General features: G+C 73.7%; 18 protein-coding genes, 2 pseudogenes and 1 riboswitch. Of the genes and pseudogenes, 10 read left to right on the forward strand and 10 right to left on the reverse strand.

Annotated elements, in window-relative coordinates; translation table 11 throughout:
* Positions 1-60 precede the first annotated feature (60 nt).
* Both O1G21_RS07110 and O1G21_RS07115 read right to left on the reverse strand, forming a co-directional pair.
* Positions 61-858, reverse strand: a pseudogene (locus O1G21_RS07110) (N-acyl-D-amino-acid deacylase family protein); the annotation flags it as partial.
* Positions 859-928: 70 nt separating this feature from the next.
* The gene (locus O1G21_RS07115) at positions 929-2266 is read right to left on the reverse strand and encodes a type III PLP-dependent enzyme domain-containing protein (protein ID WP_333493428.1); all 1338 of its coding nucleotides are present in this window, start codon (positions 2264-2266) and stop codon (positions 929-931) included.
* Positions 2267-2512: 246 nt separating this feature from the next.
* Between O1G21_RS07115 and O1G21_RS07120 the strand changes: the two genes are divergently transcribed.
* Positions 2513-3352, forward strand: coding sequence for a DUF2470 domain-containing protein (locus O1G21_RS07120; protein ID WP_405000787.1), 840 nt, complete (start codon positions 2513-2515; stop codon positions 3350-3352).
* Between the two features lie 254 nt (positions 3353-3606).
* On the opposite strand, the pseudogene O1G21_RS07125 reads toward O1G21_RS07120, so the two are convergent.
* Positions 3607-3972, reverse strand: a pseudogene (locus tag O1G21_RS07125) (M23 family metallopeptidase); the annotation flags it as partial.
* Positions 3973-4237: 265 nt separating this feature from the next.
* A riboswitch (cyclic di-AMP (ydaO/yuaA leader) is annotated at positions 4238-4412 on the reverse strand.
* A gap of 318 nt (positions 4413-4730) precedes the next feature.
* Here O1G21_RS07125 and O1G21_RS07130 point away from each other — a divergent pair.
* Complete coding sequence (locus tag O1G21_RS07130; protein ID WP_270141747.1) at positions 4731-6269, forward strand: MFS transporter; 1539 nt, start codon at positions 4731-4733, stop codon at positions 6267-6269.
* 24 nt (positions 6270-6293) lie between these two features.
* Here O1G21_RS07130 and purB read toward each other — a convergent pair whose 3' ends face one another.
* A complete protein-coding gene (purB, locus tag O1G21_RS07135; protein ID WP_270141748.1) occupies positions 6294-7733 on the reverse strand; it encodes an adenylosuccinate lyase in 1440 nt (479 codons plus the stop codon).
* A gap of 109 nt (positions 7734-7842) precedes the next feature.
* Between purB and O1G21_RS07140 the strand changes: the two genes are divergently transcribed.
* Positions 7843-9960 carry a HelD family protein gene (locus tag O1G21_RS07140; RefSeq protein WP_270141750.1) on the forward strand — a complete coding sequence of 706 codons (2118 nt, stop codon included), beginning with the start codon at positions 7843-7845 and terminating at the stop codon, positions 9958-9960.
* Positions 9961-10005: 45 nt separating this feature from the next.
* Here the strand turns inward: O1G21_RS07140 and O1G21_RS07145 are convergent, their stop codons facing one another.
* The 3 genes from O1G21_RS07145 to O1G21_RS07155 all read right to left on the reverse strand — a co-directional run bounded on the left by O1G21_RS07145 (position 10006) and on the right by O1G21_RS07155 (position 11730).
* Positions 10006-10464, reverse strand: coding sequence for a MarR family winged helix-turn-helix transcriptional regulator (locus tag O1G21_RS07145; protein WP_270141752.1), 459 nt, complete (start codon positions 10462-10464; stop codon positions 10006-10008).
* A 97-nt stretch (positions 10465-10561) separates the two neighbouring features.
* The gene (locus O1G21_RS07150) at positions 10562-10978 is read right to left on the reverse strand and encodes a DUF3037 domain-containing protein (protein WP_270141754.1); all 417 of its coding nucleotides are present in this window, start codon (positions 10976-10978) and stop codon (positions 10562-10564) included.
* A complete protein-coding gene (locus O1G21_RS07155; protein ID WP_270141757.1) occupies positions 10975-11730 on the reverse strand; it encodes a HipA family kinase in 756 nt (251 codons plus the stop codon). The genes O1G21_RS07150 and O1G21_RS07155 overlap by 4 nt, the downstream gene beginning before the upstream one ends.
* A gap of 309 nt (positions 11731-12039) precedes the next feature.
* Between O1G21_RS07155 and O1G21_RS07160 the strand changes: the two genes are divergently transcribed.
* A complete protein-coding gene (locus tag O1G21_RS07160) occupies positions 12040-13398 on the forward strand; it encodes an NAD(P)/FAD-dependent oxidoreductase (RefSeq protein ID WP_270141760.1) in 1359 nt (452 codons plus the stop codon).
* A 71-nt stretch (positions 13399-13469) separates the two neighbouring features.
* Here the strand turns inward: O1G21_RS07160 and O1G21_RS07165 are convergent, their stop codons facing one another.
* On the reverse strand, positions 13470-14672 hold the full coding sequence (locus tag O1G21_RS07165; RefSeq protein ID WP_270141763.1) for a GDSL-type esterase/lipase family protein: 1203 nt from the start codon (positions 14670-14672) through the stop codon (positions 13470-13472).
* Between the two features lie 217 nt (positions 14673-14889).
* Complete coding sequence (locus tag O1G21_RS07170; protein WP_270141765.1) at positions 14890-16224, reverse strand: aminotransferase class I/II-fold pyridoxal phosphate-dependent enzyme; 1335 nt, start codon at positions 16222-16224, stop codon at positions 14890-14892.
* A gap of 34 nt (positions 16225-16258) precedes the next feature.
* Here O1G21_RS07170 and O1G21_RS07175 point away from each other — a divergent pair, with 34 nt between their 5' ends.
* The 6 genes from O1G21_RS07175 (at position 16259) to O1G21_RS07200 (ending at position 21913) form a co-directional block, all read left to right on the forward strand.
* Complete coding sequence (locus O1G21_RS07175; RefSeq protein WP_270141766.1) at positions 16259-16933, forward strand: pyridoxamine 5'-phosphate oxidase family protein; 675 nt, start codon at positions 16259-16261, stop codon at positions 16931-16933.
* 12 nt (positions 16934-16945) lie between these two features.
* Complete coding sequence (locus O1G21_RS07180) at positions 16946-17650, forward strand: FMN-binding negative transcriptional regulator (RefSeq protein WP_270141769.1); 705 nt, start codon at positions 16946-16948, stop codon at positions 17648-17650.
* A 113-nt stretch (positions 17651-17763) separates the two neighbouring features.
* Complete coding sequence (locus tag O1G21_RS07185) at positions 17764-19176, forward strand: sugar porter family MFS transporter (RefSeq protein WP_270141772.1); 1413 nt, start codon at positions 17764-17766, stop codon at positions 19174-19176.
* Positions 19177-19230: 54 nt separating this feature from the next.
* Positions 19231-19932 (forward strand): dienelactone hydrolase family protein, encoded by a 702-nt coding sequence (locus tag O1G21_RS07190; RefSeq protein ID WP_270141774.1) that lies wholly within the window; start codon positions 19231-19233, stop codon positions 19930-19932.
* Positions 19933-20001: 69 nt separating this feature from the next.
* Entirely contained in the window at positions 20002-21276 is a 1275-nt protein-coding gene (locus tag O1G21_RS07195; protein WP_270141776.1) for an MFS transporter, read from the forward strand.
* Between the two features lie 100 nt (positions 21277-21376).
* Positions 21377-21913 carry an HAD domain-containing protein gene (locus tag O1G21_RS07200; protein WP_270141777.1) on the forward strand — a complete coding sequence of 179 codons (537 nt, stop codon included), beginning with the start codon at positions 21377-21379 and terminating at the stop codon, positions 21911-21913.
* Here the strand turns inward: O1G21_RS07200 and O1G21_RS07205 are convergent.
* Positions 21891-22679 (reverse strand): CPBP family intramembrane glutamic endopeptidase, encoded by a 789-nt coding sequence (locus tag O1G21_RS07205; protein ID WP_270141779.1) that lies wholly within the window; start codon positions 22677-22679, stop codon positions 21891-21893. The genes O1G21_RS07200 and O1G21_RS07205 overlap by 23 nt on opposite strands.
* Positions 22680-22703 lie beyond the last annotated feature (24 nt).

The following is a 22703-nucleotide window of genomic DNA, read 5'->3' on the forward strand; positions in this document are numbered from 1 at the left end:
ACCTCCGGTGTGGTGTAGGTGAATTCGGTGAAGTTGATGCCGCCCTCGGCGAGTGCCCCGGTCGATGCCGTCCGCGAGCGCCCGGTCGACCAGCTCCAGCGGCTCGCCGGCCCGGCCCCGGTTGACGCCGAAGTTCATCGTGGCGTGGGTCAGGTGCAGCGCGCAGCCGGAGCGCCGGGCGATCTCCACCATCTCGGCGTATCCCTCCAACGCCCCGCGCCCGTAGGAGCGTTGGTGCGGTGCGTGGAAGCCGCCGTAGGCCGCGACCACCGGGCACAGCTCGACCAGCTCGGCGGTGTCCGCGTACATCCCGGGGGTGTAGCTGAGACCGCTGGACATGCCGACCGCTCCCTGCAGCAGGCTCCGCGCCAACACCTGCCGCATCCGGTCGAGTTCGACCGGGGTGGCCGGGCGGTTCTGCCAGCCCATGACGAGCATCCGCAGCGAGCCGCGCGGGACCAGGTAGCAGGCGTTGACGGCGGGCCGGGTGCGGTCGATCCGGTCCAGGTAGCCGGCGACGTTCCGCCAGTCCCAGTCGAGGTCCGCCGGATCGCCGTTCCAGCCCGCGAGTTGGCGGCGCAGCGCGGGCAGGGTGGTGTCCTCCACCGGGGCGTAGGACAGGCCGTCCTGGCCGAGGACCTCGCAGGTGACGCCCTGGGTGACCTTGGCCGGGTGCTCGGGCTCGAGCAGCAGGGCGAGGTCGGAGTGGGCGTGCATGTCGATGAAGCCGGGGGTGAGCACCAGCCCGTCGGCGTCCACCGTCGACGGCCCGCCCAGGCCCGCGCCGATCTCGGCGATCAGCCCGTCGGCGATCCGGACGTCCGCGCGGTAGCGCTCGGCGCCGGTCCCGTCGACCACCGTCGCCCCCTCGAAGACGGTTCCTCCGAAGGCGTTGCCTCCCGCCGGCGCACTGTCCGGCCTTCCGGCATCAGAAGAAGGTCCTGACCAGCCCGGTGACCTTCGGCTCGGCGGCGTCCGCGGAGTCCAGCACCGGGATCGCCGTCCACTTGTCGAAGGCCGTGCACGGGTGCGAGACGCCGAGCCGCAGCACCGCGCCGATCGGCGCGAGGTCGCCTGCGTCGCGGAGGAAGGCGTGCTGGTCGTTGAGCGCCGTGATCCGTGCCGTCGTGCCCGTCAACTCGGCTCCGTCGCGTACGCGTTGCGGCTCGGGCAGGCCGTCGTCGAAGGGCAGGTCGCGCTTTCCCGCGTCCAGCAGCGCCAGTTGCGGCTCCGGCCGGGAGGCCACCCGGGCCCAGCCGTGCAGCGCACCGCGGAACGGGGCGTCCGCGCCACCCCGGGCGAGCGGCGAGATGCCCCGGTAGAAGCCGTCGTCGTGGGCGATGTACGCCCCCGAGCGCAGCACCACGAAGGCCTCCGGCAGGGCGGCCAACTCCTCGACCACCAGGTCGAAGTAGGCACTGCCGCCGGCCGACACCACCGGCGGCACACCGTCCGGATAGGCGTCGGCGAGCCGGCCGTGCAGCTCCCCGAGCGCCTTGAGGTAGCCGCGCACGGTGGCCAGTCCCTCCGCCGTGGCGTCGTGCGCGAGGGCGCCCTCGTACCCGCCGACGCCGGCCAGCCGCAGGGTCGGCGCGCGCAGCACGGCGGCGGCGACCTCGACGGCCGCGTCCACGCCCCGCGCGCCGGTCCGCCCGCCCGGGCCGCCGAGTTCGACCAGCACCTCGACCGGCCGTTCGGCCCCGGCGGCGCGCAGCGCCTCGTCCATCAGCCGTACGCCCTCGGTGGAGTCGGTCCAGCAGAGGAAGGCGAAGTCCGGGTCGGCGGTCAACTCGGCGGCGAGCCAGGCGAGTCCGGCCGGGTCGAGCAGGGTGTTGGCGAGCAGGATCCGCTGGACGCCGAAGGCCCGGGCGACGCGCACCTGCGGCAGGTTGGCGAGGGTGATGCCGTGGCTGCCGGCGGCGAGTTGGGCCTGCCAGAGCGCGGGCGCCATGGTGGTCTTGCCGTGCGGGGCGAGGGCGACGCCCGCCTTGGCGCACCAGTCGGCCATGGTGCGGACGTTGTGGTCGAGCGCGGCGCCGTCGAGGGTGAGCAGCGGGGTGCCGAGCGAGGAGAGGGTGGGCCCGGTGGCGAGCCACTCCCGGACGGTGCGCCCCCAGCTCTCCGGCGGGGCGGCCTTGAACCGCCAGTCGAGGGTCTCGTCGGCCAGGGCCGCCACCGCCCCCTCGGCGATCCCCGGCCCGGCCGCGCTGCTCGCGAAGACCCTTCCGCCCGAGAAGGCACTGTCGCCCGCGAAGGTCTGCTCCACCGTCTTCCTCCATCCGTGTTGCAACATGCGCAACGAGGGTTGCACATGCTGGCAGCACGGTTCTAGCTTCGGCGCCGGATCACGGTCAACGGACCCCATGGACGGTCGAACCGAGTCGGACCGCACGCCAGCGAACGGCCGCACCCCACGGACCGCGGACGAGGAGGCCGGCAGACGCCGCGACAGGACACCCGGGAGCGCGATCGCCCCGGCCCTCCCCCGACGGCCGTGTGCGTGGGCGAGTCGATGGCCGTCCTGCTGCCCGACCGCCCGGGCCCGCTGGAGGCCGTGGAGACGACCTGGGTCCCGGCCGCAGCCGGCTGCACTACCAGCGGCGCGGCTCCGCGGCCGCCGCGCTCTCCCCCGCCCTGCTCACCGATCCGACCGCCGCGCTGCTGGCCGGCGCCCGCCTGCTGCACCTGTCCGGCATCACCGCCGCGCTCTCCGACGGCTGCCTGGCCCTGCTGCGTGCCCTGCTGGCCGACCGCCGCCCGGGTCGGCTGGTCAGCTTCGACCTCAACTGGCGCCCCGCGCTCTGGCAGGAACGCGACCCGGCCGTGCTGCCGTCGCTGCTGGACGCCGCCGAACTGCTGCTGCTCGGCGCCGACGAGGCCCGGGCCGACCTCGGCACCGACGAGCCCGCCGCGCTGCGCCGCCGTTTCCCCTCCCCCGCCACCGTGGTGGTCAAGGACGCCGCCTTGGTGGTCACCACCCCCGCCGACCTCGCCCGCGCCACCCCCGACCCGCTGGCCCGCCACGAGGCCGCGCTGCTCACCCCACCTGGCCGACGGCCACGCCGACGCCCTCGGCCTGCTCACCGGCCTGCTCGACCCGGCCCTGCTCACCCACCACCCGGACGTCCGCCCGCTCGCCCTGGACCGCCACGGCCTGGTGCTGCGCCTGGACCACCCGCACAGCCACCGCGACGTCCGCCTGGTCTTCCCCGAACCCGCCTGCGACACCGAGGACTTCGGCCACCGGATGCACGAGCTGCTCACCGCCGCCCAGCACGGCCCACCGGCGCCATCCCGACCACCCGGCCCAGCCCGTGTGAGACGTACCCGTAGAACGCCCCGGCCGCCGTGACGTGCCGGTTCATCGCCACGTACCCGAGCGAGGACACCGTGAGCACCACGGTCGCCAGGGGAAGGCGCCGGAAGACGGCAGTGGCCGGCCCGGCTGCACGAGGGAGGTGTCCCGTGCAGCCGGGCCGGCCGTGGGCGTGTCCCGCGCCCATGTCCACCGCCGCGGCGATCACCCGGTCGAGCGGTCACCCGACATGACCATCCCGGAGGATCGATTCGCCCCGCGGCAGCGGTGGTCCCTGGAACCCGGTGGGGTCAGAGCGCGACGCCGTGCGCCCGCAGGTAGGTGACCGGGTTGATGTCCGAGCCGTAGTTCGGACCGGTGCGGATCTCGAAGTGCAGGTGCGGGCCGGTCACGTTGCCGGTGGCGCCGGAGAGGCCGAGCTGCTGGCCGACGGTGACGGCCTGACCGACCTTCACGCGGATCACGGACAGGTGCGCGTACTGCGCGTACTTGCCGTCGGCGAGCTTGATCTCGACCTGGTTGCCGTAGGCGCCGCCGTTGCCGGCCTGCACCACGACGCCGTTGGCGACCGCGCGCACCGGGGTGCCGGTGGAGCAGACGAAGTCCTGGCCGGTGTGGTGGCCGGAGGCCCACATCGTGCCGGCCACGCCGTAGGCCTCGCCCAGCACCGGCTTGGCCAGCGGGGCGACGAAGCCGGCGGTGACGGCGGCCGGAGCGGCCGCGGGAGCGGCGGCGACGACCTGGGCGACCGGCGCTGCGGCGACGACCTGGACGGCCGGAGCGGCCGTGGCCTGACCGCTCATCGCGGTCACCAGCGGCAGGACGAAGGAGGCACCGGCCACGGCGGTGGCGAGGCCGATGCGGGCGGCACGGGGCACGGCGACACGGGGCAGGACGAAACGGCGAGCCTGTGCAGGCATGGGATTTCCTCTCCGACGCCTGCGAGGTGAGCTGTCGGGTTCGGGCTGGAGTTGCCCGGCCGCATGCGCGGCTTCACCCCGAGCCGGTCCTGGACGTCCGCGCTGAAAGCGCGAACTCCGGTCCGGCGACTTACCTGTGGGTCCCCCGCTCCTGCCGTACAGAGCTCAGTTCGAACCACCGGGCAGCGGCAGGACTCGGCGTTCCACCCGGCGGGTCCGTCCGGACTGGCCGGGCGGTCGCTGAACTAAAACTCATCCGTTCGGGTGAAGCAATGTCGATCTCTCGAACCGGCGGCCGATCCCCGGAACCCGGTGACCGTCCGAATGATCCGCTGCACCGTACGTGCACAATCCATTCACCCGGTGCCACTGATCCACGACCCTGCGCCGATCCCGACCCCACTGCGCGACCGTCCGTACACTCCCCGCCACCGGTCGACACACCGTCCGGTGACCCTTGTCACGTATGCCGCAACGGGCGCAGGATCGGGCTCGTGGCCACCTCTGAAGCCGGCTCCCTGCGCCTGGGCACCGCGCAGGGACGCTGGGTACTGCTCGCGACGGTGCTCGGCTCCAGCATGGCGATGCTCGACGGCACCGTGGTGAACGTCGCCCTGCCCCGGATCGGCACCGACCTCGGCGCCTCCCTCGCCTCCCTGCAATGGACCCTGAACGCCTATCTGCTCACCCTCGCGGGCCTGATCCTGCTCGGCGGGGCGCTCGGCGACCGCTACGGGCGGCGCCGGGTCTTCCTGATCGGCGTGGTCTGGTTCGCCGCCGCCTCGGCGGCCTGCGCCGCCGCCCCGACCATCCACGTGCTGATCGCCGCCCGCGCCGTCCAGGGCATCGGCGGCGCGCTGCTCACCCCGGGCTCGCTCGCCATGCTCCAGGCCGTCTTCCACCCGGACGACCGCTCGGCGGCGGTGGGCCTGTGGTCCGGCCTGGGCGGGGTGTCGGCGGCCGTCGGCCCCTTCCTCGGCGGCTGGCTGGTGGACGGGCCCGGCTGGCGCTGGATCTTCCTGCTGAACCTGCCGCTGGCCGCCGCCGTGATCGCGGTCACCTCCCGGTACGTCCCGGAGAGCCGGGACGAGTCCGCCACCGGCCGCTTCGACGTGCCCGGCGCCCTGCTCGCCGCGCTCGCCCTCGGCGCGATCACCTACGCGCTCACCGCCGCCGGGGAGGGCCTGTCCCCCGGTGTCTGGGTCAGCGGCGCGCTCGGCCTGCTGCTCGCCGCCGCCTTCGTGGCCGTCGAACGGCGGGCGCCCGATCCGATGCTGCCGCTCGGGCTGTTCTCCTCCCGGCTGTTCACCGCCGTGAACCTGGTCACCCTGTGCGTGTACGCGGCGTTCAGCGGGGTGTTCTTCCTGCTGGTGGTGCAGCTGCAGATCGTCTCCGGCTTCTCGCCGCTGGTCTCCGGCTTCGCCCTGGTGCCGATCACGCTGTTGATGCTGACCCTGTCCGCGCGCGCCGGGCGCCTCGGCAAGCGGATCGGCCCGCGCATCCCGCTCACCGTCGGACCGCTGCTGTGCGCCGCCGGGGTGCTGCTGATGCTGCGCACCGGCCCCGGCTCCTCCTACTGGGTGGACGTGCTGCCCGCGGTCGCGGTGATGGGCTGCGGGATGACGCTGCTGGTCGCGCCGCTGACCGCCACCGTGCTGGCCGCCGTCGAGGTGCGGCACGCGGGCATCGCCAGCGGCGTCAACAACGCCGCCGCCCGGGCGGCCGGCCTGCTCGCGGTCGCCGCCCTCCCGGCGATGGCCGGACTGAGCGGCAACGCCTACCGGGTGCCGTCCTCGGTGGACTCCGCCTTCCACACCGCGATGCTGATCTGCGCGGGCCTGCTGGCCGGTGGCGGACTGATCGCCTTCGTCACCGTCCGGGGCAACGTGCTCGCCCCCGAGGAACAACCGGTGGCCGAGCCGAACTGCGACTGGTCCTGCGCCACCACCACCCCGCCGCTCGACCCCGGCCACTCCCGGACGCCCGAGGGCCCCGCCACCGGAACGGCGGCAGGGCCCTCGTCGGAAATCTGAGGCCGCGTCAGAGACTGCTCCTGTTTAGAGGATGGCGCCCGGCGCGTACTTGGCCGCCTCCGGGTAGGCCGCCGCGACGTCCTCCACCTGGCGGACGATCTCGGCGACCTGGGCCCCGGCCGCCCCGGTGAAGGACAGCTTGTCGGCCAGCAGCGCGTCCAGCGCGGCCCGGTCCAGCGGGATCCGCTCGTCGGCGGCGAGGCGGTCCAGCAGCTCGTTCTCCCGACCGCCCGCGCGCATCGCCAGCGCGGAGGCGACGGCGTGCTCCTTGATCACCTCGTGGCCGGTCTCCCGGCCGACCCCCGCGCGCACCGCACCCATCAGCACCTTGGTGGTGGCCAGGAACGGCAGGTAACGGTCCAGCTCGGCCTCGATCACGGCCGGGAAGGCGCCGAACTCGTCCAGGACGGTCAGGAAGGTCTCCAGCAGGCCGTCGAAGGCGAAGAAGGCGTCCGGCAGCGCGACCCGGCGCACCACCGAGCAGGAGACGTCGCCCTCGTTCCACTGGTCGCCGGCCAGCTCGCCGGTCATCGAGGCGTAGCCGCGCAGGATGACGGCCAGTCCGTTGACGCGCTCGCAGGAGCGGGTGTTCATCTTGTGCGGCATCGCGGAGGAGCCGACCTGGCCCTCCTTGAAGCCCTCCGTGACCAGCTCGTGGCCGGCCATCAGGCGGATGGTCTTGGCCAGGCTGGACGGCGCGGCGGCCAGCTGTACGAGGGCGGTGAGCACCTCGAAGTCCAGCGAGCGGGGGTAGACCTGGCCGACGCTGGTCAGCACGTTGTCGAAGCCGAGGTGCGCGGCGACCCGGCGCTCCAGCTCGGCCAGCTTGTCGGTGTCCCCACCCAGCAGGTCCAGCATGTCCTGGGCGGTGCCGACCGGGCCCTTGATCCCGCGCAGCGGGTAGCGGGCGATCAGCTCCTCCAGGCGGCGGAAGGCGACCAGCAGCTCGTCCGTGATCGACGCGAAGCGCTTGCCCAGGGTGGTGGCCTGCGCGGCCACGTTGTGCGAGCGGCCGGCCATGACCAGCTCGGAGTGCTGGGCGGCCAGGCCGGCCAGGCGCACCAGGACGGCGACCGTGCGGTCCCGGACGTGCTCCAGGGACTGGCGGATCTGCAGCTGCTCGACGTTCTCGGTCAGATCCCGGGAGGTCATGCCCTTGTGGATCTGCTCGTGGCCGGCGAGCTCGCTGAACTCCTCGATCCGGGCCTTCACGTCGTGGCGGGTGATCCGCTCACGGGCGGCGATCGAGCCGAGGTCGACCTGGTCGATCACCCGCTCGTAGTCGGCGACGGCGTCGGCCGGCACCTCGACACCGAGGTCCTGCTGGGCCTTCAGGACGGCGAGCCACAGGTGGCGCTCGAGGACCACCTTGTGCTCGGGGGACCACAGCTGGGCCAGGGTCGCCGAGGCGTACCGGGAGGCCAGGACATTGGGGATCTGGGGCTTCGCGCTCACGCTTCGCAAGCCTAACAGCCGAGGTCACGCCGAACGTCGGCGGATGGGGTACGCTGGGCCGGTTCAACGCCCATCGGAATGCGCCCCACAAACTTCTCACCGCAAGGATACCACACCGATGAACGGAACACCAGCGGAAGCCCCACTCGCCGAAGCGCTGCGCACCGAACAGGCCCACCTCGACCGGCTCTACACCCACCTGGACGCCGCCCGGGAGCGGGCCCGCCGCACCAGCGACGGCGCCCACGTCGGCGCGGCGGCGGGCGGCACGCACCAGGCCCGGCTGGAGCGCGAGGTCCGCGCCCGCGAGGCCGAGCGCCACGCCGCCCGGCTCGAGGCGGTGGAACGCGGCCTCTGCTTCGGCCGCCTCGACGAACGCGACGGCACCGTCCACTACATCGGCCGCACCGGCCTGACCGACGAGGCGTACGAACCGCTGCTGCTCGACTGGCGCGCCCCCGCCGCCCGCCCGTTCTACACCGCGACCCCCGCCGCCCCGGGCGCCGTGGTGCGCCGCCGCCACCTGCACACCGAGGGCCGCACCGTCACCGGCCTGGACGACGAGGCGCTCGACCTCGCCGGGCTGGACGAGTCCGACCGCCGCGCCCTGGTCGGCGAGGCCGCCCTGCTCGCCGCGCTCGCCCGCGAGCGCACCGGCCGGATGGGCACCGCCGTCGCCACCATCCAGGTCGAGCAGGACCGGGTGATCCGCTCCCCGTTGCCCGGCGCCCTGGTCGTCCAGGGCGGGCCCGGGACGGGCAAGACCCTCGCCGCCCTGCACCGCGCCGCCTACCTGCTGTTCACCCACCGCGCCGCGCTGGAGCGCCGCGGCGTGCTGGTCATCGGCCCCACCGCGGGCTTCCTGCGCTACATCGAGGAGGTGCTGCCCGCCCTCGGCGAGACCGAAGTGGTGCTGCGCACGGTCGGCGAGCTCTTCCCCGACGTCACCGCGACCCACCGCGACACCCCCGCCACGGCCGTCGCCAAGGGCGGCCCGTGGATGGCAGAGGTGCTCCAACTGGCCGTCGCCGCCCACCAGTCGGCGCCCACCGAGGGCATCGACCTGGGCGAGGGGCTGCGCCTCTCCGCCCGTGCCTGCGCCCAGGCCCGGGACGCCGCCTGCGGCCTACGGGCGCCGCACAACCGGGCCCGCACCCACTACCTGCGCACCCTGCTGGACGCCCTGGCCATCGCCCAGGCGCTCTCCCTCGGCCGCCCGTACGACGAGGAGGAGGCGCACTACGCACCCCGCGAGCTGTGGGCCCGGAAGGACGTCCGCGCCGCGCTCGACCCGCTCTGGCCCGCGCTCACCCCGCAGCAACTCGTCGAACGGCTGCTCACCGACCGGGAGTTGCTCACCGAGATCGCCCCCGAGCACGCGGCCGCCCTGCTCCGCCCGCCCGGATCGCCCTGGACGGTCGAGGACGTCCCGCTGCTGGACGAGGCCGCCGAACTCCTCGGTGAACTCCGCCCGACGGACCGCACCGAGGCCCGGGACCCGAAAGAAATCGCCTTCGCGCAGGGCGTGTTGACCATCACCGGGCAGACCGACGACGCCCTGCTGGACGCCGCCGCCCTGGCCGACCGGTTCCAGGAGGACGGCCCGTACCGCTCCACCGCCGAACGCGCCGGCGCCGACCGCACCTGGGCGTACGGCCACGTCGTGGTGGACGAGGCGCAGGAGCTCTCCGCGATGGCTTGGCGCACCGTCCTGCGACGCATCCCGACCAACTCGCTCACCGTCGTCGGCGACCTCGCCCAGACCGGATCGCCCGCCGGCGCCCGCAGTTGGGCCCAGATGCTCGACCCGCACCTGCCCGGCCGCTGGCGCGAGGAGCGGCTCACCGTGAACTACCGGACGCCGGCGCCGATCATGGCCCTCGCCACCGCCGTGCTGCGCACGGCCACCCCCGGGCAGCAGCCGCCCGAGTCCGTCCGCCCGGGCACCGAGCGGCCCCGCGCCGTCCCCGTCCCGGACCGCGACTTCGCCGCCGCGCTGGCCGAACTGCCCACGCCCGTCGGCACCTTGGGCGTCATCGCGGCGGACGGCACGGCACCGGAACTGGGCGCGCTGACGGTCGCGGCGGCCAAGGGCCTGGAGTTCGACAACGTCGTGGTGGTCGAGCCGGCCGCGCTCGCCCCGCGGGACCTGTACGTCGCGCTCACCCGCGCCACCCGCACGCTCACCCTGCTGCACCACCGGCCGCTGCCACCGGAACTCGCCGGGGCACTCTGAGGCCGGGGCACTCCGAGCACGGGCGAACGGGCGGCCCGCCAGGGCCTACTGCTGCGCGCCGCCCGTCCGGCCGGCCAGCACCGGCAGGACCTGCCCGCAGATCGAGTGCAGGGCGATCCGCTGCTCGTCGGTCATCGCCTCGAAGGCCTGGTGGGTACGGGCCATCTCGCTGCGGATGCGGCCCAGGATCTCCCGGCCCTCGGCCGTGATCACCACGATCTTCACCCGGCGGTCACCGGCGGCCGCCTCCCGGTTGGCCAGGCCCAGCGACTCCAGCCGGTCCACGATCCCGGTCACGTTCGACGCGTCGCAGCCCAGCCGCCCGGCCAGCGCCCGCATCGGCACCGGCTCCTGCACCGCACCCAGCGCCTTGGCCTGCGAGGAGGACAGCCCGTGCCGGGCCGCGGCCGCCGCGAAGTCCTGGAAGTACGCGGCGCCGACGGCGGCCAACGCCTCCATCAGCTCGGCGTTGGTCGGTACGGTCGTCGTCGAGGTCGAACCCATGGGGCCAGCGTACGACCGAGTGCTTCAGTAACTCAAGCTTTGACCACGGCAACCGTCCGCGAGCCACCTCACACTTCCGCCCGGAGCACGTCCGCGGTCAGAGCACCAGCTGGTCGAACAACCGCCGCAGCTCGGTGTCCGGGTCCGCGGTCAGCCCGGTGTGCACCGGACCCGGCTGGATGATCGCGCTGCGCGGCGCGGTCAGCCAGCGGAACCGCTGCCCGGGGCTGTCCGCGGCCGCCGGACCGGCGTGCGGACCGCCCAGGCAGACCGCCTCGATCCCCTGCAGCGCCCGGCGCACCCCCTGCACGTCCGCCACCGGGTCCAGCGCCAGCAGCCGGGCCTGGTCCAGATGGGTGCGCGCCGCCAGGTGCGCGCTCTGCCGGCAGTACAGCAGCACCCCGACGTTGACGCACTCGCCCCGCTCGACCCGCGGCACCGCCCGGATCACGGCGTACTCGTAGTCGTACAGCTCGACGACGGCCGGCAGCGCGGCCGACAGCGGCTCGGTCATGCGGGCACCTCCGGCAGCCAGTCCCGCGGACCGGCCAATCGCTCGGTCAGCTGGGTGCGGTACGCGGCGCGCACCTCGTCGGGCGAGTCGAAACCGAACTCGTCCACCAGCCACACCTCGGGAATCTGCGCCACGGCAGCCTCCACGGCCGCCTCCGCGAGCGGCGCGAGCGCCTTGTCCGCGGCCGCCAGGTCCGGCTGGGCCCGCAGCAGCGCGTGGTCGGACGCGTCGTACGGGCGGCGCACCCAGCCGGCGGCGGCGGCCCAGTTGTGGTGGAAGATCAGGCTCGCGCCGTGGTCGATCAGTCGCAGCCCGCCGGTCGCCACCAGCAGGTTGGGGTTGCGCCAGGAACGGTCGACGTTGCCGATCAGCGCGTCGAACCAGAGGACCTGCCCGGCGAGTTCGGGGTCCACCTCGAAGCAGAGCGGATCGAAGTTGAGCGCGCCGCTGACGAAGGCCATTCCCAGGTTGGTCCCGCCGCTGGCCCGCATCTGGTCCTGGATCTGGTGGTCCGGCTCACTGCGCGCGAGCACCGGGTCCAGGTCGATCGTCACCAGCTCAGGCACCGGCAGCCCGAGCCGCCGCCCCAACTCACCGGCCAGCACCTCCGCGACCAACGCCTTCCGGCCCTGCGCCGCGCCGACCCATTTCAGCGCGTACAGCCGCCGGTCGTCGGCCTCGACCAGGCCCGGCATCGAGCCGCCTTCTCGCAGTGGCGTCACATACCGGACCGCCGTCACCTCGGGGAGCACGCCCGACAGCTTATCGGTGGACCACCCATCAACGTACGCACCAGGCCCCCGCGCCGAATGCCCACCCCTCGCACCCCACCTGCACCCCTCCCCTCCCCTCCGGGCTCCTCGCACCGCCCCGCCCCAGTGGCAGCCCCCGCTGCCCCCCACTCCGCCCGGCCCCCACTCCCCCTCGCACCCCACCTGCACCCCTCCCCTCCCACTCCTCCCACCGCCCCGCCCCAGTGGCAGCCCCCGCTGCTCCGTGCGAGTGTGGCGGACAGTAATGGGGACCTTCCGGTACGACCTGCACGACATAAGGGATGAGCGATGGAACGACCTCGGATCCTGATCGTGGGCGGCGGCTTCGCAGGCCTGGAGTGCGCCCGCCGCCTCGAACGCAAGCTCTCGCCGTCGGAGGCCGAGATCACGCTGGTCACGCCGTTCAGCTACCAGCTCTACCTCCCCCTCCTCCCCCACGTCGCCGCCGGCGTCCTCACCCCCCAGTCCGTGGCCGTCTCCCTGCGCCGGACCCTGCGCCGCACCCACATCGTCCCCGGCGGCGCCATCGGGGTGGACCCGGCCTCCCGGGTGTGCGTGGTCCGCAAGGTCACCGACGAGGTGATCGCCCTGAAGTACGACATCCTGGTGCTCGCCCCCGGCAGCGTCACCCGCACCTTCGACATCCCCGGCCTCACCGACTACGCCCGCGGCATGAAGACGCTCGCCGAGGCGGCCTACGTCCGCGACCACGTCATCGCCCAACTCGACCTCGCCTCGGCCACCTTGGACCAGCGGGAGCGCGAGTCCCGGCTGCAGTTCGTGGTGGTCGGCGGCGGCTACGCGGGCACCGAGACGGCCGCCTGCCTGCAGCGCCTCACCACCGCCGCGGCCCGCCGCTACCCGCGTCTGGACGCCAGCCAGATCAAGTGGCACCTGATCGACATCGCCCCCAAGCTGATGCCCGAGCTCGGCGAGGCGCTGGGCACCGCCGCCCTGGAGGTGCTGCGCGAGCGCGGCATCGAGGTGTCGCTGGGCGTCTCGGTGGCCGAAGTCGGCGCCGAGACGGTCAAGTTCACCGACGGCCGGGTGCTTCCCTGCCGCACCCTGATCTGGACGGCCGGCGTGGCCGCGAGTCCGCTGATCGGCACCCTGGACGCGGAGACGGTCCGCGGCCGGCTCGCCGTGACGGCGGAGATGCGGGTGCCGCAGTTCGAGGGCGTGTTCGCGCTCGGTGACGCGGCCGCCGTCCCGGACCTCGCCAAGGGCGACGGCGCGGTCTGCCCGCCCACCGCCCAGCACTCGGCCCGCCAGGGCCGCGCGGTGGCCGACAACGTGATCGCCTCGCTCCACAACCAGCCCCTGGAGCCGTACTACCACAAGGACCTGGGCCTGGTGGTCGACCTCGGCGGCAAGGACGCGGTCTCCAAGCCGGTCGGCGTCGAACTGCGCGGCGTGACAGCCCAGTTGGTGGCCCGCGGCTACCACCTGATGGCGATGCGCACCAATGTGGCCAAGCTCCGGGTGGGCGCGAACTGGCTGATGAACGCGACCGCCGGAGACGACTTCGTCCGCATCGGCTTCCTCGCCCGCCAGCCCGCCCGACTGCAGGACTTCGAGTACACCGACGCCTACCTGACCCGGGACCAGGTGCGCGCCCACGCCCAGTCCCTGCTCGCCAAGGGCTGAGCGGACGCAGGGCACTTGGGCGCCCCGCCGCGGAGGAACACCGCAGCGGGGCGCCATCACCTGTGCGGCCGTCAGCGCGCGACCAGGTACATCCCACTCGCGTCCCGCCCCGCCGTGTTCCGGCAGGCGTAGTCACCGCTGCTCTGCCCCCACAGCAGGGTCAGGCAGCGCCCGAGCGCCAACTGCCCGTAGTAGTCGGGGTGCATCGACTCCTGCAACACTCCCTGGGTGGTATTGAAGCCGCCGTCCAGGAACCGCGCCCACTCACTGGTGGTCGCGGACGGACCGGTGCTCGCGGTCGGCTGCTGGGTGGCCGTGGAGCAGACCTCGCGGCCCTGCAACATGTTGGAGAGGTCCAGGAACTGCACGCCCTTGCTGGCCGCGACCCCGGCGAGCGCCGTGGAGATCTGCGGCACCATCGAGTCGCGCGCCCAGTCGGCGTCCGCGTCCCAGAACGGGCAGCCGCCGGTGTTGGAACGGCTCCAGCCGCTCTCCGGATAGCGCATCTCGGCGCTGCGCGGGATCGGCGACGGGTACGACTGCAGGACCAGCCGGTAGTCCGACTGCGCGTAGCCGGCGTCGGACATGACCGCGCGGATCTCGTCGATCGCCTTGCCGACGCCCGCCATCGCGGTCGGCATCTTCGAATCGATCGCCGACTGCTGCGAGTCGTGGCAGTAGCTGTACCAGATCAGGTAGTCCTGGACGCAGTTCGAGATGACGCTGGCGAAGCCGAGGTCGTTGCCCCCGATCGACAACGTGATCAGCTTGATGTTGTTCTGTGCTGCCACGGTGGCCAGTTGGTCGGCCTGCGGGGCCTCGCCCTTGTACGCCTGGCCACCGTTGGAGGCGCGGAAGATGTTCGTGGTGACGGCCCCGGAGCAGGCCAGGTTGATCTGCTTCTGCGCGACGGTCGAGGCCCCGAGCACCTCGGCGACGTCCGAGCGGTCGCACCCGTTGGCGGCCGTCGCGCCGTAGATCAGACCGGGGTCGTACGAACTGCCGGTCCAGGCCCGGTCGGTGCCGGTCCGACTGCCGCCGGAGTCGGCGGAGTTGCCCTTCCAGCGGCCGGCCTCACCGGAGATGTAGCTGTCTCCGAGCGTCACGCTGGCGGTCGGTCCGCTCGGGATGGTGGCGGCCCGGGCGGGCGTCGCGGCCAGCAGATCACCGGCCAGCAGACCGCCGGTGGCGAGCGGGAGGGCGAGGGCTGCGCTGAGCAGCCGTCGGACGAGTCCAGGGGTGCTGCTGATGATGCTCGAACCGTTTTCGGGCACGGCGGAACTCCTGCGGCTCGGTCTCCCCGCGTGTGGGGGCGGGAAGACGCGTGTGGGGGTGGACCGCCGGCCGGTGGCGCGATGAAGATGACATGCACGCCTTGGTTACCGCTAGGTATCTGCACCGGGTTTCCGCTTTGTTACCAACGGGTTCGGAGCGAACAGCGGGCCCCGGCCCAACCGGGCTCACACCCGGCGGGGCTCACGCCAGCGGGATTCACACCAGCCGGGACCCTCCCCCGCCCGAGCCCAGCACCTCCGCCAGGTCCTCCGCCAACCGCCGCGCCTGCGCGGCCTCCAGCCGCGCCGTGGTGAACCGCAGCCCGGGCGGCGACTGGATCCGGTACCGCGCGCCGGGCGCCGCCACCCACCCGCGCTGCACCAGCGCCGCCAGCGCCGAGGTCTCGTCCGGCACCGGCACCCAGACGTTCAGCCCGCTCTCCCCGTGCGCCTCGATGCCGCGCGCCGCCAACTCCCCCAACAGCGCGTCGCGTCGCGCCCGGTAGGCGGCGGCCACGGTCGCGGCCGGTGCCGCGTCGGCGCGCCACAGCTCGACGACGGTGCGCTGCAGCACGTGGCTGACCCAGCCCGCACCCAGCCGCAGCCGTCCGGCCACCCGGCCGACCGTCTCCTCGTCGCCGACCATCACCGACACCCGCAGGTCCGGCCCGTACGCCTTGGCCGCCGAACGCACCACCGCCCAGTGCCGGGGCCCGGCGCCGACCAGCGGGTGGTACGGCTGGTCGACCATGCCGTGCCCGTGGTCGTCCTCGATCAGCAGCACCCCGGGGTGCCCGGCCAGGACGGCCCGCAGCGCCGCGGCCCGGCGCGCGGTGAGCGCCGCACCGGTCGGGTTCTGCGCCCGGCTGGTCACCACCACCGCCCGGGCGCCCTCGGCCAGCGCGGCGGCCAGTGAGTCCGGCAGCAGGCCCTCGTCGTCCAGCCGGACCGGCGCGGGCCGCAGCCCCATCGCGGGCAGCAGGTCGAGCAGGCTGCCCCAGCCCGGGTCCTCGACCGCCACCGCGTCGCCGGGGCGCAGCCAGGCCCCGAGGGTGCGCTCGACGGTGTCCAGCGCGCCGGAGGCGACGGCGATCGGGCCGTGCAGCCCGTCGGCCGCGAAGGAGGTGCGGGCGAGCTCGAGCAGTCCGGCGTCGATGCGCGGGTGCCCGTAGAGCACGGGCTCAGCCCGGGCGGCCTCGGCGGCGGCCGCGAGGGCCGGGGCGAGGTCGGGCAGCAGGGCCGGGTCGGGGTTGCCGGTGGACAGGTCGCGGGCGTCGGCGGGGACGGGGACGCGGATCTGGTCGCGGGGGGTGAGTGCGGGCCGGGGGAGGATCCGGCTGCCCTTGCGGCCGGCCGTCTCGATCACGCCGCGGTCGCGCAGCAGCCGGTAGGCGGCGGCCACGGTGTTGGGGTTGACGCCGAGTTCGGCGGCGAGGTCGCGCAGCGGGGGCAGCGCGGTTCCGGGTGCGAGCTGCCCGCTGCTCACGCCCTGTTCGATGTGGGCCGCGATTTCGCTGGCGCGTCGCCCTTTCAGCGGATAGTCTCCTAGCACAAAGAAGATTATGCACTAGTACATAGAGGTTGTCATGTCGACCACGCCGACGAACGCCGGTGACGCCACCTACTCCCGGACCCCGCGCACCACCCCCACCCGCTACAAGGACCGCGCCACCTGGGAGCAGGACGCCATCCACGCCATCCTCGACGAGGCCTACGTCTGCCACCTCGGCTTCGTCGCCGATGGCGCCCCCGTGGTCCTGCCGACGATCTTCGCCCGGGTCGGCAGCCGGCTCTACGTCCACGGCTCCACCGGCAGCCGCCCGATGCGCGGCGCCTCCGGCGAGCAGGGCATGCAGGTCTGCGTCACCGTCACCCACGTCGACGCCCTGGTGCTGACCAAGTCCGCGTTCAACCACTCGGTGAACTTCCGCTCGGTGGTCGCCCACGGCACCGCGTACCAGGTCAGCGACCCCGAGGAGCTGGACGTCGCGCTGGCCGCCCTGGTCGACCACGTCGTCCCCGGCCGCTCCGGCGAGATCCGCCCGGCCAACCCCAAGGAGCTCGCCGCCACCGCCGTGCTCCGGCTGGAGCTGGACGAGGTCTCGGCCAAGACCCGCGCGGACGGCGCCGACGACGACCCGGAGGACGCCGACCTGCCGCACTGGTCCGGGATCGTCCCGGTCACCACCGTGCACGGCACGCCCGAGCCGTACGACCAGAACGTCCCGCTCCCCGCGCACATGCGCGTCTTCCCCCGCTGAGGGAGGCCCCCGATGCTCATCAGGTCCTGGGACCGCGGCGACGAGGACGAATGGCGCGCCTGGCTGGCCGAGGGCCGCGACTTCGGCCTGCTCGCCGCCAACGGCGGCCCCGAGCAGGGTCCGGTGCTCGTCCCGACGCACTTCCTGCTGGACGCCGACCGCGGCGAGATCCTGCTCCACCTCGCCACCCCCAACCCGCTGCTGACCGCCGTCCGGGCCGACCCGAACGTCACCCTGGCGGTCACTGACGGCTACGCCTTCGCCCCCGGCCACTGGCGCGGTGAGCCCGGCACGCCCACCAGCTACTACGCCTCGGTCCACTTCCACTGCACCGCCGAGGTGGTCGAGTCCGCCGAGGGCAAGGCGGAGATCCTCAACCGCCAGCTGGCGCACTTCCAGCCGGAGACCCCGGACTTCCGGGTGCTCCCCGGCGCGAACGAGCTCGGCCGGCTGCTGCCCGGCCTGCGCGGGCTCCGCCTGACGGTCCGCGAGGTGCGTGCCAAGTTCAAGTACGACGACAAGAAGCCGGCCGAGGCCCAGTACGCGATCGCCGACCGGCTCGCCGAGCGCGCCGACGACCCCCGGCACGGACGCGACCAGGACGCCGCCGCCCGCGCCCAGTTGCTCCGCCGTCACCAGCGGCGCAGCGCCGGAACGGGCGGCGCCGCCGGAACGGCCCGCGCCCGGCGCGCGGCACCGCGGCGCGCCGCCGACTGACCCCGTTTCACCCGATCGGTTCCCAAGGCGGGCAGGTCGGTCGCCGCGCTGCTCGAATGTGAGACGAGTCCTGTCCGGCCGTCAGACGGGCCCGTCCACCTCGGGGAGCGCGCGTGTCCACAGTCCACAGTCAGCGGGCGTCCGGCGAGGCCCACCTCGGGCACGTGATCTTCATCTCGGCGGCCGCCGCGATGGGCGGCTTCCTGTTCGGTTACGACAGCGCCGTGATCAACGGCGCGGTGACGGGCATCCAGAAGCACTTCGCTGTGGGCCACGGCACCACCGCCTTCGTGGTGGCCATCGCGCTGCTGGGCTCGGCCCTCGGCGCGGTGGTCGCCGGCCGGCTGGCGGACCACCTCGGCCGGGTGCGCACGATGCTGCTGGCCGCCGTGCTGTTCGCGGCCAGCGGCCTCGGCTCGATGTTCCCGCCGAACATCGAGGCGCTCGCCTCCTGGCGCGTGGTCGGCGGCATCGCGATCGGCATCGCCTCGGTGATCGCCCCCACCTACATCGCCGAGGTCGCCCCCACCGCCTACCGCGGCCGGCTCGCGTCCTTCCAGCAGATGGCGATCGTGCTCGGCATCACCGTCTCCCAGCTCGCCAACTGGGCGCTCAACCAGGCCGCCGGCGGCGAGTCCACCGGTCACATCGGCGGCATCCAGGCCTGGCAGTGGATGCTCGGCGTCGAGACCATCCCGGCCCTGGTGTACGGCCTGATGGCGCTGGCCATCCCGGAGTCGCCGCGCTACCTGATCGCCGACCACCGCGAGGTGCAGGCCCGCAAGGTGCTGGTCGAGGTCGAGGGGGAGGACGTCGACCTGGACGCCCGGGTGGCGGAGATCCGCGCGGTGCTGGAGTCCACCCACAAACCCCGGCTGGGGGACCTGCTCGGCGGCCGCTTCGGCCTGCTGCCGATCGTCTGGGTCGGCATCGGCGCCTCGGTGTTCCAGCAGTTCGTCGGAATCAACGTGATCTTCTACTACTCGTCCTTCCTCTGGCAGTCGGTCGGCATCAACGAGTCCAACTCGCTGCTGATCAGCCTCTCCACCTCGATCATCAACGTGATCGGCACGGTGATCGCGATGGTCCTGGTAGACCGGATCGGCCGCAAGCCGCTGGCCCTGGCGGGCTCCACCGGCATGGCGGCCGCCCTGGCCACGGCCGCCTGGGCGTTCTCCTACCGCAGCGGCACCGGCGGCACCGCCACCCTCGACACCACCCACGCCACGGTCGCCCTGATCGCCGCGCACGTCTTCGTGCTCTGCTTCGCCTTCTCCTGGGGCGTGGTGGTCTGGGTGCTGCTCGGCGAGATGTTCCCCAACCGGATCCGGGCCCTGGCCCTGTCGGTCGCCGCCTCGGCCCAGTGGATCGCCAACTGGGCGATCACCGTCAGCTTCCCGGACCTCGCCGACTGGAACCTCTCCGCGACGTACGTGATCTACGCGGCCTTCGCGCTGCTCTCCATCCCGTTCGTGGCCTTCTGCATCAGGGAGACCAAGGGCCGCGCCCTGGAGGAGATGGGCTGAGTGACCGCTCCCGCACACCACGCCGCACGCGGCCCGACCCCCCGAGAGGAAGCCATGCCTGACCAGGGCGGCTCCCGGCAGAACGTCAGCTTCCCGAGCAACGGCCGCACCGCGCACGGGTACCTGGCCCGCCCTCCGCAGGGGGTCGGCCCCGGCCTGGTGGTGGTGCAGGAGTGGTGGGGGCTCACCTCGCACATCGCCGACATGGCCGACCGCTTCGCCGCCGAGGGGTTCACCGTCCTCGCGCCCGACCTGTTCGGCGGCGCCACCACCCACGACGGCGCCGAGGCCGCCCGGCTCAAACGCGCACTCCCGGTCGAGCGGGCCGTCGAGGACCTCTCCGGTGCCGTCGACTTCCTGCTCTCGCTGGACGGCGTGGTCGGCGACGCGGTCGGCGCGGTCGGCTTCTGCATGGGCGGCGGCTTCGCCCTGATGCTGGCCGCCCGGGCCGGTGACCGGGTCGCCGCCGTGGTCCCGTTCTACGGCCTGCCGCCCGACCCGGACTTCGACTACCGCGGCCTGACCGCCCACGTCCTCGGCCACTTCGGCGAACTCGACCGCTCCAACCCGATGGCCGCCGTGGACGAGGCCGCGATCCGGATCGGCGAGGCCACCGACATCCGCCCCGAGATCCACTTCTACCCGGCCGGGCACGCCTTCATGAACGACGAGAACCCGCTCGGCACCTACGACGCCCTCCAGGCCCGGATCGCCTGGCGGCGCACCCTCACCTTCCTCCGGGGCCATCTCGGCTGACGCACCAACGGGCCGGAACCGGCCCGAAATCCAGATGACACCTGTACGAACTCCGGCCATAGTCACGGGGTGCCGACCCCACTCCCCCGCCGCTTCGCCTGGGCGAGCCGCAACTTCCGCATCCAGACCGCCGCCACCGTGGTCAGCGGCCTCGGCAACGCCGGCGCCCCCATCGCCACCGCCTTCGCCGTCCTCGGCAACGGCGGCACCACCGCCGAGGTCGGCTACGTCACCGCCGCCCGGCTGCTGCCCACCGTCCTGCTCCTGGTGGTCGGCGGCACCCTCGCCGACCGGCTGCCGCGCCACCGCATCATGGTGGCCGCCAACCTGTTCAGCGCCGCCGCCCAGGCCGTCCTGGCCGTCCTGGTCCTGGCCGGGAACGTCCAGCTGTGGCAGTTGCTGGTGCTCTCCGCCGCCGGCGGCGCCGGGTACGCCCTCTACTCCCCGGCCGCCGGCGGCATGATCATGCAGGCCGTGCCCCAGGAGCACGCCGCCCGCGCCTTCTCGGCCTTCCGGATGGGCCAGAACGCCTCCCAGATCGGCGGCGCCGCCCTCGGCGGAGCGCTCACCGCCGCCTTCGGCCCCGGCTGGGTGCTCGCCCTGGACGCCCTCTGCTTCCTGGTCGCCGCCGCCCTGCGCGTCTTCCTGGAGCCCGAGTCCGCCCCCGCGCCCTCCGGCGGCAGCATGCTGCGCGACCTGCGCGAGGGCTGGCGGGAGTTCTCCTCCCGCCGCTGGCTCTGGGTGATCGTGGCCCAGTTCGCCGTCCTGGTCGCCTGCATCAACGCGGTCGAGTCGGTGTACGGGCCGGCCGTAGCCGACCAGCGGCTCGGCGGCGCGAGCGCCTGGGGCCTGGCGATGTCCGCCTACGGGGTCGGCCTGGTGGTCACCGGTCTGCTGATGGCGCGCTGGCGCCCCCGCCGGATCCTGCTGGTCGGCAACTGGGGCGTCTTCCTGTTCGGCGTCCCCGCCCTCGCGCTGGCCCTCGAAGCCCCGCTGCCGCTGCTGATCGCCGCGATGTTCCTCTCCGGGGTCGGCGTCACCGTCTTCGCCGTCAACTGGATGATCGCGCTCCAGCAGGAGGTCCCGGAGGAGATGTTCTCCCGGGTCACCGCGTACGACGAGCTCGGCTCCTACTCGCTGGCCCCGGTCGGCACCGCGCTGGCCGGCCCGGCGGCCGCCGCACTCGGCCTGTCCGGCGCGCTCTGGGCCTGCGCCGCGCTGTGCCTGCTGCTCAGCGCAGCCGTCCTGGTCGACCCGCAGGTCCGTCGGCTCTCCCGCGGCGAACCCCGGCGAAGCACCCCGGACGCACCGGTGCCCGCCCCCGAGCCAGCGCCCGCGCCGTGAGCGCCCTGTGCGCCCCGCGTGCGCCCGCCGCGGAGCAACCACCGGTACGCGTGGTTCGTCCGACCGAGTAGGAGAAACCATCCACCTGGGGGGCCCACCGGTGCCGAAGCCACTGCTGTTCCTGGACGTGGACGGGGTGCTGAACCCGGTCTGTCCGCATCCCGACGCCGGGTTCGACTCCCACACCCTGCTCGGCTGCGCCGTCCTGCTCGCCGCCGAGCACGGCGCCTGGCTGCGCGAGCTCGCCGGAACGTACGAGCTGGTCTGGGCCAGCACCTGGGAGGAGCACGCCAACACCCACATCGCCCCGGCGATCGGCCTGGCCCCGCTCCCCTTCGTCCGCTTCACCGGCTACGTCCCCCAGCCCGGCGACCCGCGCGTCCGACTGATGGAGCTGTTCTCCGCCGCCAAGTGGGCCCCGCTGCTGCGCTACGCCGAGGGCCGGCCGTTCGCCTGGGTGGACGACGTCATCCCCTCCCGGCTGGTCCGCCGCTCCCTCTGGCGCCGCGACCGGCTGCTGCTGCCGATCGACCCCGGCCAGGGCCTGGAGCGCCGCCACGTCGAGCGGCTGCTGGCCCGCCCGCCGCGCAGCCGGCCGCTGCTGGGAGCCCAGGTCAGGGGGTCGGCAGCCAGCTGACGTGCCCGGCGAGCAGCGCGTACCCGACGAAGGCCACCGTGTCGATCAGCGCGTGCGCCGCCACCAGCGGCATCACCCGCCCCCAGCGCCGGTACAGCAAGCAGAACACCGCCCCCATCACCATGTTGCCGATCAGACCGCCGACCCCCTGGTACAGGTGGTACGAGCCGCGCAGCACCGAGCTGGCCACCACCGCGGCCGGCCAGGACCACCCCCGCTGCCCCAGCCGGCGCAGCAGGTAGCCGAGGACCACGACCTCCTCGAGGATCGCGTTCTGCCAGGCCGACAGCACCAGCACCGGCACCCGCCACCACACGTCCGGCAGCCCCGAGGGCGCCACCGTCAGGTTGTACCCGGCCGCCTGCGAGGCCAGGTACAGCGCCAGCCCGCAGCCGCCGATCGCCGCCGCGACGCCCGCGCCCCGGCCGAGGTCGCGCAGCCTCTCCCGCAGGTCGAAGCCCAGCACCCGCAGCGTGACGCCCTCGCGCACCAGCAGGTAGCCGACCAGCACCACCGGCATCAGCCCGCGGCCGATGTAGTACAGCTGCCACACCAGGTCCAGCCAGGGCCGCCCGGGCGCGCGCGAACCGTTCAGCGTGGCGACCTGCTGGCCGAGCTTGAGCGGTTCGGTGAGCGAGCCCGCGAAGCTGATCAGCGCGCTGATCCCGCTCGCCCCGAGGGAGAGTCCGAGGACGATCAGCAGTTCCACGCCGAGCAGCCGTCGGGTGGGCTCCGCGGTCTCCGGCACGGTCGGGCGGGTTGTCACGGCTGCTCCATCGAACGGATGATC

The organism is Kitasatospora cathayae (genome assembly GCF_027627435.1).
Lineage (GTDB): Bacteria > Actinomycetota > Actinomycetes > Streptomycetales > Streptomycetaceae > Kitasatospora > Kitasatospora cathayae.

Bases quoted from the DNA above. Each gene is read 5' to 3' on its own strand.
- O1G21_RS07120 (WP_405000787.1), top strand. From the start codon at position 2,513: ATGGCCGTCCTGCTGCCCGACCGCCCGGGCCCGCTGGAGGCCGTGGAG.
- O1G21_RS07140 (WP_270141750.1), top strand. From the start codon at position 7,843: ATGAACGGAACACCAGCGGAAGCCCCACTCGCCGAAGCGCTGCGCACC.
- O1G21_RS07145 (WP_270141752.1), bottom strand. From the start codon at position 10,464: ATGGGTTCGACCTCGACGACGACCGTACCGACCAACGCCGAGCTGATG.
- O1G21_RS07150 (WP_270141754.1), bottom strand. From the start codon at position 10,978: ATGACCGAGCCGCTGTCGGCCGCGCTGCCGGCCGTCGTCGAGCTGTAC.
- O1G21_RS07160 (WP_270141760.1), top strand. From the start codon at position 12,040: ATGGAACGACCTCGGATCCTGATCGTGGGCGGCGGCTTCGCAGGCCTG.
- O1G21_RS07175 (WP_270141766.1), top strand. From the start codon at position 16,259: ATGTCGACCACGCCGACGAACGCCGGTGACGCCACCTACTCCCGGACC.
- O1G21_RS07180 (WP_270141769.1), top strand. From the start codon at position 16,946: ATGCTCATCAGGTCCTGGGACCGCGGCGACGAGGACGAATGGCGCGCC.
- O1G21_RS07190 (WP_270141774.1), top strand. From the start codon at position 19,231: ATGCCTGACCAGGGCGGCTCCCGGCAGAACGTCAGCTTCCCGAGCAAC.